This is a genomic window from Nocardia niigatensis NBRC 100131 (assembly GCF_000308655.1).
GTDB lineage: Bacteria > Actinomycetota > Actinomycetes > Mycobacteriales > Mycobacteriaceae > Nocardia > Nocardia niigatensis.
This window is the reverse complement of the sequence record NZ_BAGC01000033.1, coordinates 273,200-285,646: the sequence shown is the minus strand read 5'-3', so window position 1 is coordinate 285,646 and position 12,447 is coordinate 273,200. Positions and strand designations below refer to the sequence as shown.

The window sequence follows — 12,447 nt, the reverse complement described above, 5'->3', positions numbered from 1 at the left end:
CGCTGGGCCTGATCATTGAGCTTGAGGTGAACCCAGTCGACGGTGAAGTCGCGGCCCGCCTCCTGCGCGGCGGTGATGAAATCGCCGCGTAGCTTGGCGCGGGTGGTCTGCGGCGGCGTGGTGACCGCCGCGTCGACCGCCTCGTCCTCGGTGATCCGCTTGGCCAGACCCTTGCGGGCGAGCAGGTCGAAGACGCCGCGTCCGCGCTTGATGTCGTGGTAGGCCAGATCGAGCTGGGCGATCTTGGGATCGGACAGCTCCATGTTGTAGCGGTCCTGGTAGCGCTGGAACAGCTTGCGCTTGATGATCCAGTCGATCTCGGTGTCCACCTTGGCGAAGTCCTGCGCCTCGATGGCATCCAGGGTGCGGCCCCACAGATCCACCACGGCGTCGACCTGCGGGTCGCGGTCGCGGTTGCGCAGGTGCTCGACGGCGCGGGCGTAGTACTCGCGCTGGATGTCGAGCGCGCTCGCCTGCCGGCCGCCCGCGAGCCGCACCGGACGGCGCCCGGTGAGGTCGTGCGACACCTCGCGGATGGCGCGAATCGGGTTGTCCAGAGCGAAGTCTCGGAACGCGACACCCGCCTCGATCATCTCGAGCACCAGCGAGGCCGTGCCCACCTTGAGCATGGTGGTGGTCTCGGCCATGTTCGAGTCGCCCACGATCACGTGCAGGCGCCGGTACTTCTCGGCATCGGCGTGCGGCTCGTCGCGGGTGTTGATGATCGGCCGCGAGCGGGTGGTCGCCGAGGAGACGCCCTCCCAGATGTGCTCGGCCCGCTGCGACAGGCAGAAGGTGGCCGCCTTCGGGGTCTGCAGCACCTTGCCGGCGCCACAGATCAGCTGGCGGGTAACCAGGAACGGCAACAGCACGTCCGAGATGCGGGAGAACTCGCCGGCGCGGACCACGAGGAAATTCTCGTGGCAGCCGTAGGAGTTGCCCGCCGAGTCGGTGTTGTTCTTGAACAGGTAGATATCGCCGCCGATACCCTCCTCCGCGAGCCGCTGCTCGGCGTCTATGAGCAGATCCTCCAGGACCCGCTCGCCGGCGCGGTCGTGGGTGACCAACTGCACCAGGCTGTCACATTCGGCCGTGGCGTACTCCGGATGGGAACCGACATCGAGGTAGAGCCGGGCACCATTACGAAGGAACACGTTCGAGCTACGGCCCCAGGAAACTACCCGGCGGAAGAGATACCGGGCCACCTCGTCAGGACTCAACCGACGGTGACCGTGGAACGTGCACGTCACCCCGAATTCGGTCTCGATCCCCATGATTCGTCGCTGCACCCTATCGACATTACAGCGGAGTTGTCGCCGGTAACGGGCTTGTCGGACAGCTGATGCAAACGTATTCACAACGATTTAGCACGGGATGCAACGTGGCACGCGCTCTACCCTGCGAAAAAGCAAGGCTCCTTTGCACTCTGCTATTGAGAGTGCAAAGGAGCCTTATCCCGAATAGCGGGATTTGCCTACACCGGCGCGGGCCCTATGACGGGTCCCCGCTCGACGGCTTCTCGGCCTCGGCGGCCGCCTTCGCGGTCGGCGCCTCGCCGGTCACCAACTCCTGCAGCGCCGCGCCCTGGATGCGGCGGAACGCCCGCCGCGGCCGGGACTGCTCCAGGGTTGCCACCTCGAGCGAGCCGGAACCCATGGAGCGCTGCTTGTCCTTGTCGCCTTCGGGGATAGCCTTCTGCAGCGCGGCCACCGCCGTGGCGATGGCCGAATGCAGGTCCATGCCCGGCTGGTAGGAATTCTTGAGGGCGGTGGTGATCGGCTCGGTGTTGCCGCCCATCACCACGAATTCCCGCTCGTCGACGATGGATCCATCGAAGTTGATGCGGTAGAGCACCGAGTTCGAGGACTGCTCCGGATAACCCACCTCCGCGACGCAGATCTCCACCTCGTAGGGCTTGAGCTGGTCGGTGAAGATGGTGCCGAGGCTCTGCGCGTACAGGTTGGCCAGGAACCGGCCGGTCACGTCGCGGCGGTCGAACTGGTAGCCGCGCAGATCCGCCTGCAGGATGCCCCCGCGGCGCAGCGCCTCGAACTCGTTGTACTTTCCGACCGCGGCGAAACCCACCCGGTCGTACAGCTCACTGATCTTGTGGAGGGTGGCCGAGGGGTTCTCGGCCACGAACACCACACCCTTGTCGTACACCAGCACCACGACACTGCGGCCCCGTGCGATGCCCTTGCGCGCAAGTTCGGTCTTGTCGCGCATGATCTGTTCGGCCGACGCGTAATACGGCAGTGTCATGCTTCGCCGATCCCCTCTGCCGCCAGCGCGGCCCGCTCCTCCACCATGACCCGGGTGATCTCCTTGAGGCGCTCCTCGGTCACTTCCTCGGAACCCTCGGCGTCGATCACGATGGCCGTCGGGTAGATGTTGCGCATGGTGTCGGGCCCGCCGGTGGCGGTGTCGTCGTCGGCGGCGTCGAAGAGCGATTCGATCGCGATCCGCAACGCCCGGTCCTGATCGATACCGCGCGTGTAGGTCTTCTTCAGCGACGACTTGGCGAACAGTGAACCCGACCCCACCGCGGTGTATCCGAAGCGCTCTTCGCTGCGGCCGCCGACGACGTCGTAGGACACGATGCGCCCGGACTTGTCCGGGTCCGGCGCGTCCGGGTCGTAGCCGACCAGCAGCGGCACCACCGCGAGTCCCTGCAGGGCCGCGGGGAGGTTGTCACGCACCATCTTCGACAGCTTGTTGGACTTGCCGTCGAAGGTGAGGGGTACGCCCTCGATCTTCTCGTAGTACTCCAGTTCCACCGCGAACAGGCGGATCATCTCGATCGCCATGCCCGCGGTGCCGGCGATGCCGGCCGCGGAGTAGGTGTCGGTGATGTACACCTTCTCGATGTCACGGCTGGCCAGCAGGTTGCCCTGGGTGGCGCGGCGATCGCCGGCGATCAGCACACCGCCGCGGTAGCTGACCGCGACGATGGTGGTGCCGTGCGGAGCGATATCCGACGGCACACCCGGATTCGGGTTGGTGCCGTCGGATCGGATTCCGTTGCCGGGCAACAGTTCCGGGGCGTGCAAACGCAGGTACTCGGAGAAAGAGGATTGGGCGAACCCCAACTGGAGCCGCAGGGGGTCACCTTGGGTCACTGGCCGCCCTTCTGCACGTATGCGCGGACGAAGTCCTCCGCGTTCTCCTCGAGCACGTCGTCGATCTCGTCGAGCAGGTCGTCGGTTTCCTCCGCCAGCTTCTCGCGACGCTCCTGTCCCGCCCCACCGTCGCCGATCGGGCCCTCGTCCTCGTCGCCGCCACCGGCGCGCTTGGTCTGCTCTTGTGCCATAGCAGCCGACCTCCTCTGTGATCATCGGCGAGCACCGGAGAAGATCCGATGCTCGTCCCCCAACACTACCCAGCGGAGCGGACAACATGCCGGATTAAGCGGCATTGTGCTGTCTCCGCGATCTCCTCTCGGCCATGTCATGGACATGGAAAAGGGGTACGCGGTTCGATTCGCGTACCCCTTCGGGGGGACTACTAGTGCGTCAGCTGCTGCACCAGCTCCGAGGCGGTGTGGACGCCGTCCAGGAGTTTGCCGACGTGGGACTTGGTGCCGCGGCGCGGTTCCAGGGTCGGGATGCGGACCAGGGAGTCGCCGCCCAGGTCGAAGATGACCGAATCCCAGCTCGCCGCCGCGATATCCGCGCCGAAGCGGCGCAGGCACTCGCCGCGGAAGTAGGCGCGGGTGTCGGTCGGCGGATTGGTCATGGCGTCGGTGACCTGCTGCTCGGAGACCAGGCGCTGCATGGAGCCACGGGCCACCAGGCGGTTGTAGAGGCCCTTGTCCAGGCGCACGTCCGAGTACTGCAGGTCGACCAGGTGCAGCTTGGGCGCGGCCCAGGACAGGCCCTCGCGGTTGCGCATGCCTTCGAGCAGCCGCAATTTGGCGGTCCAGTCGAGCAGATCGGCGGTTTCGAGGGGGTCGCGCTCGAGCAGGTCGAGGACGTGGGCCCACTTCTCGATGACGTCCTTGGTGCGCTCGTCGTCGCTTCCGGTGCGGTCCATGAACTTCTCGACCCGGTCGAGGTAGATGCGTTGCAGCGCAAGGCCGGTCAGTTCACGGCCGTCCGAAAGGGCAACGGCGGCACGCAGAGTCGGGTCGTGGCTGATGGTGTGCACGGCGGTGACCGGGCGGGCCAGCTGCAGATCCGAGAGGTCCTCGCCGGCCTCGATCAGGTCCAGCACCAGGGCGGTGGTGCCGACCTTGAGGTAGGTGGACCATTCGGCGAGGTTGGCGTCGCCGATGATGACGTGCAGGCGGCGGTACTTGTCCGCGTCGGCGTGCGGCTCGTCGCGGGTGTTGATGATGCCGCGCTTGAGCGTGGTCTCCAGGCCGACCTCGACCTCGATGTAGTCCGCGCGCTGCGACAGCTGGAAGCCGGGCTGGTCACCGGACTGTCCGATGCCGACGCGGCCGGAACCGCACACCACCTGACGGGAGGCGAAGAACGGGGTCAGGCCCAGGATGATCTGGTTGAACGGGGTCTCGCGGCTCATGAGGTAGTTCTCGTGGGTGCCGTAGGAGGCGCCCTTGCCGTCGACATTGTTCTTGTACAGCTGCATGCGCGGGGCGCCGGGGACACTGGAGGCGTAGCGGGCGGCGGCCTCCATGACACGCTCACCGGCCTTGTCCCAGATGACCGCGTCCAGCGGGTCGGTGACCTCGGGGGCGGAGTACTCCGGATGGGCGTGGTCGACGTAGAGGCGGGCTCCGTTGGTGAGGATCATGTTGGCCGCGCCGACCTCGTCGGCGTCGATCACCGGCGCGGGCCCGTTGAGCCGGCCGAGATCGAAGCCGCGCGCGTCGCGCAACGGCGATTCCACCTCGTAATCCCAGCGTGTGCGCTTGGCGCGCGGCACGCCCTCGGCTGCGGCGTAGGCGAGCACCGCCTGGGTGGATGTGAGAATCGGGTTGGCCGACGGCTCGGTAGGCGTCGAAATGCCGTACTCGACCTCGATTCCGATGATGCGCTGCATGCGATCGAGCCTAGGCGAAAGGCACGCCCGGACGCGGGTGGACTGTCCGGGTTGGGGTCATTCGCTGGTCGTAGGCCGGGTCGTTCTCGCGGGCGATCCGCGCCGAGCTGGGGCGACGGCACAATGACCGGCATGGTCGATTCGGCGTCTCCCCCACCCCCGGCGCTCGCGCCCGTTCCGGCCGAGGACCCGAATCCCGTTTCGGCACAGCCGCGTTCGGGGCGTCTGGCCGCACTGGACGTGCTGCGTGGCATCGCCATCCTGGGGACGCTGGGCACGAATATCTGGATCTTCACCAATGCCGAAGGGCTACTCGGCTATATCGCGCGCAGTGACGAACCGCACGGCGCCTGGTTGTGGACCGAGCGGTTGCTGCAGCAACTTGCGCAGGGGAAGTTCCTGGGACTGCTGACCATCATCTTCGGCATCGGGCTGGCCATCCAGCAGCGATCGGCGGTGCGCGGCGGGCGGGCCTGGCCGGGCGGCTACCCGGTGCGGGCGGGACTGCTGTTCCTGGACGGGCTGCTCAACTTCTTCTTCGTCGCCGAGTTCGACGTGCTGATGGGGTACGCGGTCACCGGGCTGGCGGTGGCGTTCATCCTGGCGACGGGACCGAAGGCACAGCGACGTTGGCTGATCGTGGCGGCGAGCATCCACCTCGCGATGTTGTCGCTGATCGCCGTGGCGATCATGCTGGGTTCCGGCGGGGACGGCGGCGGGCACCGCCCGCTGGACCCGAATCCGTATGCGGACGGGTCGTTCTGGGATCTGGTGGCCTTCCGCTGGGAGCACGCGCTGGTGTTCCGGCTGGAGCCGATCTTCATCTTCCCGATGTCGATCGCGCTGTTCCTGGTGGGCGCGCGGCTGTTCCGGGCCGGGGTGTTCCAGCCCGAGGGTGCGCGAATCCGCAAGCGTCTCATGGTGATCGGGTTCGCGGTAGCGGCGCCGATCGATCTCGTCCTGGGCATGGCCGGCGGCGACCTCATCCTGGTGACCCGCTACGGCACCGCACCGCTGGTCGCACTGGGCATCCTGGCCTTGGTCGCGGAGTTCTACGCCCACCATCCGGCGCCGGGGTTCGTCGCGCGCCGCTTCGCCGAGGTCGGCCGAATGGCGTTGAGCTGCTACATCCTGCAGAACCTGGTGTCGGGATTCCTCTGCTACGGCTGGGGCCTGGGGCTGGCGAGCCTGGTGTCGGCCAACGCGCGGGTGCCGGTCACCGTCGGGATCTACGTGCTGGTCTGCGCGTTCATGCTGGTGTTCGCGCACGCCTGGCTGCGCCGCTTCGACCGGGGACCGGTCGAATGGCTGTGGAACATCTGCTATCGCGTCCTCACCGGGCGCTGACCGGTGGTGCTGGTCACGGCACCCGCGCGGCCTGTGCGCGGGACAGCAGGTCGCTCACCACGGTGTCGCGGGTGAGCGGGACGTCCAGGCTGCGGGCATTGCCCTCGAGCAGGGCCAGGACGGATTCGGTGAGGATGCCCTCGACGTGCTCCGAGGACAGGGTGGGGGCGGCGCGCCAGCTGTTGACCACGCCGTCGACGAAGCCGACGATGCCGAAAGCCATGGGGCGGGCGCGATTCCGGTCGATGCCGAAGCGTTCGAGGCCGTCGGCGAACAGGTCCGCCAGCTGGCCGCCGATGCGGTCGCGGGCGCCGGCCAGGGCGGTGCCGGCCGCGCTGTGCGGGTCGGCGGCGGCGAGAAAGCGGTGCAGGTTGGGGTGGCGTTCGACCCAGCCGACGTAGGTGCCGACCGCGCCGCGCACGAGATCGCGGACCGTCCCGTCGGAGTGCAGGCGCGGAAGCACTTCCGCTGTCAGGGATTCCAGGATGTGGCGGCGGATGGCGTCGTCGAGGTCGGCGCGGCCGTCGAAGTGCCGGTAGACGACCGGGCGTGGGACCTGCAGGCGGTCGGCGATCTGCTGGACGGAGATCTCGGTGCCGTTCTCCTCGATGACGGCCAGCGCGGTGTCGAGCATGTCGGCGCGGCGCTGGGCCTTGTGGCCGTCCCAGCGAGTGCTGCGGCCGTCCGCGGCCCGGTCTCGGTCCCGCAGGGGCGACTGCGCGGGTTTGCGTCGAATGCCGGTCACGGGCCTCACGATACTCACCTCAGCATTGACTGAGACAGTTTGTAGCACTAATCTCAGTGTAACAGCCTGTATCAGTAACGAGTCGGGAGCTGTCATGGGCGAGAACGCAGTCTCCATCGCCGCGGCCGCCGCACTGTCTCCGCGCGAGGTCTTCGCCCAGCGCTTGCTGACCGGATCGGTCAAGAAGTCCTACGACCCGGTCGTCGACATGGACTGGGACGCCCCGCTGGATCCGGACAAGCTCTTCCTGCCGCCCGAGGTGGTCTCGCTCTACGGCACCCCGCTGTGGGAGGCGATGACGCCCGAACAGCGCCGCGAGCTCTCCCGCGAGGAGCTGGCCAATGTGCTGTCGGTCGGCATCTGGTTCGAGAACCTGCTCAACCGGCTGCTGTTGCGCGAGCTCATGGCCGGCGATCCGACCTCGCGGCACGCGCACTACACGCTCACCGAGATCGGCGACGAATGCCGGCACATGATGATGTTCGGCAAGCTCATCGACCGGATCGGCACACGGCCGTACTGGCCGAATCGGTGGGAGCGCTGGACGATCAGCGCCCTGCAACTGTTCTTGCGAGGCTCGATGGTGTGGGTGGGCGCGCTGGTCGGCGAGGAGATCTTCGACGCCCTGCAGCGCCGCACACTCGATGATCCGCAGTTGCAGCCACTGGTGGCGCGGGCCATGCGGATTCACGTCACCGAGGAGGCGCGGCACATCGGTTTCGCGCGCGACGCCCTGGCGCACCGGGTGCCGACCATGTCCAAGGCCGAATCACACTACACGCGACTGTGCGTCGCGGTGGCCGCTCCACTGTTCGTCTACTTGATGACGAACTGGCACATGTACGCCCGCGCGGGCATCGCGGACGGGCGGGCGGCCCGCAAGCTGGCGCGCGCCAACCCGCATTCGCGGCGGACGCTGGGCCTGGGCGCGGCGAATCTCGGCGTGTTCCTGGACAAGCAGGGCCTGATCGGGCCGATCGGCAAGCGGATCTGGCGGCGGCGAGGACTGCTGTGAGGTTCCGGCGGGCCCGGCGCGACTCCCCCACGCCGGTCGGCCCGCTCCCCGAATTCGCCGAACCCGAAGCGGCGCCGGACTATTCGGGACCCGCCCTGCTGGACGCCCCCGGCACGGAGGTGGCGGTTCAGGTGGCGTTGACCGGGCAGCTCGATCCGATCGACGGCCAATTCCATTGGCACGGACGGATTTCCGCCACCGAGGGGACCGAACTGCCCGACCCCGGCCACGGGCAGGTGTTCCTCACCGTGCCGGGCGGTGCGCCCGCGCCAGGCGTCCTCCAGGAGCGCGATCCGTGGGGGAATCTGCGCATCGCCGGGATCGGCCCGCCACCGTTTCCGCTGTAGCGCACCGGGTTTCGAACGCTACTCGGTGATCCCGATGAGATCGGCCATGGTCTCGACCGAGTAGGCGAAGAACGGCCCGGCCGGGTCCATCGTGTTGTCCAGCTGGCCGAACAGCTCGAACGTCACCACGCCGAACAGCTGGGTCAGGCCCACCATGGCGCGTGCGACCGCCGCCTCGGGCATGCCGGAGTTCAGGAATGCCGAGATCAGCGCGGACTGGGTCTCGAGTTCGGGGGTGAGGGTGTCCGCGGGCGTGGCCAGGGTGCCGGATTGCCAGGCTCGGTGCACGATGCCGAGTGCCGCCAGGGGTGTGCGCGACGCGGGTCCGACCGTGGTCTGCGGGGCGCGATAGCCCGGCACCGGCGATCCGTACACCAGCGCGTATTCGTGCGGGTGCGCGATCGCCCAGTCCCGCACGGCATTCGACAGGGCCCGCCATTGGGCGCGGGGGGCGGTCTCGGTGGCGACCGCGCGCTCGGCGGTGTCGCCCAGGGCGTCGTAGGCCTCGATGATCAGCGTGGTCAGCAGCTCGTCGCGACTCGGGAAGTACCGGTACAGCGCCGAGGACACCATGCCGAGCTCCCGGGCGATGGCCCGCAGCGAGAGCGCGGGCGCGCCGGATTCGGCGAGCTGCCGGCGCGCGGCGTCGGTGATCTCGCGGGTGATCTCGGCTCGGGCCCGGGCGCGGGCGGTTCGGGGCACGCTCATTCCGACAGTGTGCCACGAATCGGATCACCGACAAGTTTCAAGAGCACTGCTCTTGACATTCCGAAGAGCCGGAGCGCACACTGATCTCAACAGAGAGCACCGCTCTCGCAACGAGAAGGAAGAGCACCATGGACGCCCACACCGCCGCCACCCGCTACCTCGGCCCGAAGGGCCTGGACCCCTACATGAACCGCTTGTTCAACCTGCTGCCCAAGCTCGGTATCAGCGTCGCCGGCTCCCGCCTGCTGGCGGTGCGCGGCCGCAAGTCGGGCGAATGGCGCACCACCATGGTCAATGTCCTGACCACCGACGATGGCGCCCGCTACCTGGTCGCACCGCGCGGCCACACCCAGTGGGTCCGCAATCTGCGCGTCGCCGGCACCGGCGAACTGCGCCTGGGCCGCAAGGCCGAGACCTTCACCGCCACCGAGCTCCCCGACACGGACAAGATTCCGGTGCTGCGCGCCTACCTCGACCGCTGGGGCTGGGAGGTCGGCCGTTTCTTCGAGGGTGTCACCAAGGACGCCACCGACGCCGAATTGGCCGACATCGCCCCGGGTTTCCCCGTTTTCGCCCTGGCCTGAGGCTCAGCGCAGTTCGTCGAGGGACTCCTCGTCGCGGGCCAGGTAGGCGCGGCCGTCAGCGGTGAAGACGATGGGGCGCTGAATCAGTCGCGGATGCGTGGCCAGCGCCTCGATCCAGCGGTCGCGGTCGGCGGGGGTCCGGCCCCACGCCGAGACGCCCAGTTCCTTGGCCTCGGGCTCGGCGGTGCGGGTGATGTCCCACGGTTCGAGGCCGAGTTTGGTCAGGGCGGCGCGGATTTCGGCGTCGGAGGGCGGGTTGTCGAGGTAGCGGCGCTCGACGTAGTCGGTGCCGGTCTCGTCGAGCACCGCCTTGGCGGTACGGCTCTTGGAGCACTTCGGGTTGTGCCAGATCTCGGTTGCTGCCATGGGCTCAGCCTAGGCGGCGGCCGCCGGTCCATTCGGCACCGGCATGTCAGACCCAGTCGACGACCCAGCGGTAGGGGCGCATCCAGTACAGGCCGCCCTCGGGAACGGGCGCGCCCCAGCGCTGTTCGGCCTGGGTCAGCTGCCAGCGGTATTCGGGGGCGGGCTCGCCGCCGTGAATCTCGTAGAGGTGGCGCCGCCAGGTGTTGATCATGGCGGGGACGGCCTGCTGGTCGTTCTCGTAGGCCCACTCCACGTTTCGCGCCATGAGGCTGTCGACGGCGTGGTTGGCGGCATTGGGGTCGCCGGTGCTCAGCGAGTGCAGGAAGGCGGCGACCAGGTTGTAGGCGATGGCGTCGTGGACCGAGGTCTGGCCGTTCTCGAGCGACCAGATGCCGAGGTAGGTCGGCCCCTGCTCGTCGATCCACACCGCGTGCGCCTCGCCCACCCGGTTGTCGAAAATGAGCGCGGTGAGCAGGCCCAGCGTGGACTTGCCCATGATGAGCGGATCCGGGTGGCCGGTGGAGAGGGCGTCGTCGATGAGCGCCCGGTAGGCCGCGGCGGCGATGCCGGGCCGGTTGGCGTCCATCAGGGCGTCGGCGGTCTCGCCGCCGGCGAGCTGCGCGGCGGGCGGCTGGGCCGGACCGGTGACCGCCTGCGGCACGCCGTCGCCGACGCGCAGGAACTGGGTCTGCATGGCGTCGGGGGCTGCCGGATCCGGCAGCGACACGCCCGGATTCATAGGCGGCAGGCCAGGATCGGGGTGCAGTGCGCCCGGATCCGGCAGCGGCACTCCGTTGCCCAGCGGATCATTCAGATCGAGGTTGACCGAGAGCGGTTCCTGCAGGCTGGGCGCGCTTTGCAGGTATTCCAGTGCCACCCGGGCGAATTCGTTGTCCTGGCTCTCCAGCCATTCCCGCCCGGCGCGCAGCGTGTCGACGAGGTGGCCGCCGACGCCCTGTTCGATGGCGGCGCACAGCGCGTAGTAGCCGTAACCGCGGTAATCATCGTGACCGACACCCTCGATGATGAGCAGCTGCGCATATCTGCTTGCCAGATCATGTCTTTCGATATCGCCGAGCAGCGTGCACGCGGTCATGGCGGCCATCAGCACTTCGGAGTGTTCGCCGTGGGCGCGCCGCAGGTCGATGCAGCGGTCGGCCATGACGACGGCGTTGTCGGGCAGGCCCTGCTGGGTGGCGGCCTCGACAGCCATCGAGTACATGGTGGCCAGGGTGGCGGGCGGGATGTCGGCCGGGTAGCGGGCCGGGCCGTGTTCGGCCAGGTGCAGGGCCTGCGCGTAATCGCCCGCGGCGAAGGCCGAGCGGAAGCGGTAGGAGACGATCCAGCCGTACTCCTTGGGATCGGGCGCCATGTCGAGCCCGTCGTCGAACGCCGACAAACGGGCCAGCGCCTCGTCGGCCCGGCCGGAGTCCAACATGCCGCTCGCCTCGTTCATCACCTCGACGAACGCATTTCGATCCATGGCCTACTCGCCTTCCCGCATATGTCAGCCCCGGATCGTATGACCGCGCCACCACCGCGCGTGGCCAGTGAGGTCAAGGTCATAGTTTGACTCCACCCCACATGACCACGCGTTGTCATTCGCGTGGCACGTTGTGTCACAACGGTATTCCCGCACCCCTCCGCGAACCCGCCTCCCTGCGGGCCACTCTCGCGTCGCGGCCGATCCGTCCGGACCCCAATCTAACGACAACACGCCAGCCCGCGTCGCAACCGAACTCGGCGCGTCGGACTCCCTCACAGGGGAATGACCCGAACCGCATCTCCACACAGAGTCCGCATGTCCTGCGGATCCGAGATCATCAGGACCACTGGCGGCGGCTGTCGCGGCGCCATCTCGGCTACAGCGGCGTCCCTGGTGTATTGGTGACCGTGCACACAAGTGGTCAGTAGCAGTTCGGACGCAGCGCGAGCGCAGCCATCGTCGACTGCCTCCACGAATGATGGACAGCAACCAAGACAATCGCGCGTGGATTCGATAATCGTCAGCGCGCTGCTCACCACTTCCATCCGGCGCCTGCGAGCTTCTGCGACAAGGGCGGCTATCGCCCGATCCTCGGCCGGCAACCCCGAAAGCCCCGCACAGTCGAGCACGACGGTCCCTTGCTGCGAGGGTCGCGATCGCGCCGCCCCCTTTACCTTTCGTCCGGCCATGCCCACTCATCCGCGAGCGCCTGCTCGAAGCGATCGAAGGCGTGCCGACGGTCGATCTCCGGCAGCTCACCGTGGCGGCGCTCGTAGTCGGCCAGGTATTCGTCCAGCAGCAACCCGCGCAGCGCAGCTCACGTTCAACAGCCGACGTGACGAATG

14 protein-coding genes are annotated in these 12,447 nt (G+C 68.0%); 4 read left to right on the top strand and 10 right to left on the bottom strand.

What is annotated here, in order from left to right; genetic code table 11:
• The 5 genes from pafA to dop all read right to left on the bottom strand — a co-directional run.
• A partial coding sequence (gene pafA, locus ON33_RS09445) for a Pup--protein ligase (protein WP_218001390.1) occupies positions 1-1,289 on the bottom strand: 1,289 nt, incomplete at its 3' end.
• A 202-nt stretch (positions 1,290-1,491) separates the two neighbouring features.
• Positions 1,492-2,262: a proteasome subunit alpha gene (prcA, locus tag ON33_RS09440; RefSeq protein WP_040857426.1), complete on the bottom strand. Its 771-nt coding sequence runs from the start codon at positions 2,260-2,262 to the stop codon at positions 1,492-1,494.
• The gene (gene prcB / locus ON33_RS09435) at positions 2,259-3,119 is read right to left on the bottom strand and encodes a proteasome subunit beta (protein ID WP_040857424.1); all 861 of its coding nucleotides are present in this window, start codon (positions 3,117-3,119) and stop codon (positions 2,259-2,261) included. The genes prcA and prcB overlap by 4 nt, the downstream gene beginning before the upstream one ends.
• Positions 3,116-3,310 (bottom strand): ubiquitin-like protein Pup, encoded by a 195-nt coding sequence (locus ON33_RS09430; RefSeq protein WP_040857423.1) that lies wholly within the window; start codon positions 3,308-3,310, stop codon positions 3,116-3,118. Before ON33_RS09430 ends, prcB begins: the two co-directional genes overlap by 4 nt.
• Positions 3,311-3,504: 194 nt before the next feature.
• The gene (gene dop / locus ON33_RS09425) at positions 3,505-5,004 is read right to left on the bottom strand and encodes a depupylase/deamidase Dop (protein WP_040857422.1); all 1,500 of its coding nucleotides are present in this window, start codon (positions 5,002-5,004) and stop codon (positions 3,505-3,507) included.
• Between the two features lie 132 nt (positions 5,005-5,136).
• Here dop and ON33_RS09420 point away from each other — a divergent pair, with 132 nt between their 5' ends.
• The gene (locus tag ON33_RS09420; RefSeq protein ID WP_083868778.1) at positions 5,137-6,351 is read left to right on the top strand and encodes a DUF418 domain-containing protein; all 1,215 of its coding nucleotides are present in this window, start codon (positions 5,137-5,139) and stop codon (positions 6,349-6,351) included.
• 13 nt (positions 6,352-6,364) lie between these two features.
• On the opposite strand, the gene ON33_RS09415 is transcribed toward ON33_RS09420, so the two are convergent.
• Positions 6,365-7,096 carry a TetR/AcrR family transcriptional regulator gene (locus tag ON33_RS09415; RefSeq protein ID WP_245550428.1) on the bottom strand — a complete coding sequence of 244 codons (732 nt, stop codon included), beginning with the start codon at positions 7,094-7,096 and terminating at the stop codon, positions 6,365-6,367.
• A gap of 94 nt (positions 7,097-7,190) precedes the next feature.
• On the opposite strand from ON33_RS09415, the gene ON33_RS09410 reads away from it, so the two are divergent.
• Together ON33_RS09410 and ON33_RS09405 are read left to right on the top strand one after the other, a co-directional pair.
• Positions 7,191-8,111 carry an AurF N-oxygenase family protein gene (locus ON33_RS09410; protein ID WP_040857420.1) on the top strand — a complete coding sequence of 307 codons (921 nt, stop codon included), beginning with the start codon at positions 7,191-7,193 and terminating at the stop codon, positions 8,109-8,111.
• A complete protein-coding gene (locus ON33_RS09405; protein ID WP_083868758.1) occupies positions 8,108-8,458 on the top strand; it encodes a DUF4873 domain-containing protein in 351 nt (116 codons plus the stop codon). The genes ON33_RS09410 and ON33_RS09405 overlap by 4 nt, the downstream gene beginning before the upstream one ends.
• An 18-nt stretch (positions 8,459-8,476) precedes the next feature.
• On the opposite strand, the gene ON33_RS09400 is transcribed toward ON33_RS09405, so the two are convergent.
• Complete coding sequence (locus ON33_RS09400; protein WP_040857419.1) at positions 8,477-9,166, bottom strand: TetR/AcrR family transcriptional regulator; 690 nt, start codon at positions 9,164-9,166, stop codon at positions 8,477-8,479.
• Positions 9,167-9,294: 128 nt separating this feature from the next.
• Here ON33_RS09400 and ON33_RS09395 point away from each other — a divergent pair, with 128 nt between their 5' ends.
• Complete coding sequence (locus tag ON33_RS09395) at positions 9,295-9,750, top strand: nitroreductase family deazaflavin-dependent oxidoreductase (protein ID WP_040857417.1); 456 nt, start codon at positions 9,295-9,297, stop codon at positions 9,748-9,750.
• A 3-nt stretch (positions 9,751-9,753) separates the two neighbouring features.
• Here the strand turns inward: ON33_RS09395 and ON33_RS09390 are convergent, their stop codons facing one another.
• The 3 genes from ON33_RS09390 to ON33_RS43960 all read right to left on the bottom strand — a co-directional run bounded on the left by ON33_RS09390 (position 9,754) and on the right by ON33_RS43960 (position 12,404).
• Positions 9,754-10,116, bottom strand: a complete 363-nt coding sequence (locus ON33_RS09390; protein WP_040857416.1) for an ArsC/Spx/MgsR family protein — start codon at positions 10,114-10,116, stop codon at positions 9,754-9,756.
• Between the two features lie 46 nt (positions 10,117-10,162).
• Positions 10,163-11,599, bottom strand: coding sequence for a hypothetical protein (locus tag ON33_RS09385; protein WP_040857414.1), 1,437 nt, complete (start codon positions 11,597-11,599; stop codon positions 10,163-10,165).
• A gap of 673 nt (positions 11,600-12,272) precedes the next feature.
• Positions 12,273-12,404, bottom strand: coding sequence for a hypothetical protein (locus tag ON33_RS43960; RefSeq protein ID WP_281033201.1), 132 nt, complete (start codon positions 12,402-12,404; stop codon positions 12,273-12,275).
• Positions 12,405-12,447: the final 43 nt, after the last annotated feature.

Excerpts from the sequence above, each read along its gene's own strand:
- prcA (WP_040857426.1), bottom strand. The coding sequence starts at position 2,262 with ATGACACTGCCGTATTACGCGTCGGCCGAACAGATCATGCGCGACAAG.
- ON33_RS09430 (WP_040857423.1), bottom strand. The coding sequence starts at position 3,310 with ATGGCACAAGAGCAGACCAAGCGCGCCGGTGGCGGCGACGAGGACGAG.
- dop (WP_040857422.1), bottom strand. The coding sequence starts at position 5,004 with ATGCAGCGCATCATCGGAATCGAGGTCGAGTACGGCATTTCGACGCCT.
- ON33_RS09420 (WP_083868778.1), top strand. The coding sequence starts at position 5,137 with ATGGTCGATTCGGCGTCTCCCCCACCCCCGGCGCTCGCGCCCGTTCCG.
- ON33_RS09410 (WP_040857420.1), top strand. The coding sequence starts at position 7,191 with ATGGGCGAGAACGCAGTCTCCATCGCCGCGGCCGCCGCACTGTCTCCG.
- ON33_RS09400 (WP_040857419.1), bottom strand. The coding sequence starts at position 9,166 with ATGAGCGTGCCCCGAACCGCCCGCGCCCGGGCCCGAGCCGAGATCACC.
- ON33_RS09395 (WP_040857417.1), top strand. The coding sequence starts at position 9,295 with ATGGACGCCCACACCGCCGCCACCCGCTACCTCGGCCCGAAGGGCCTG.
- ON33_RS09390 (WP_040857416.1), bottom strand. The coding sequence starts at position 10,116 with ATGGCAGCAACCGAGATCTGGCACAACCCGAAGTGCTCCAAGAGCCGT.
- ON33_RS09385 (WP_040857414.1), bottom strand. The coding sequence starts at position 11,599 with ATGGATCGAAATGCGTTCGTCGAGGTGATGAACGAGGCGAGCGGCATG.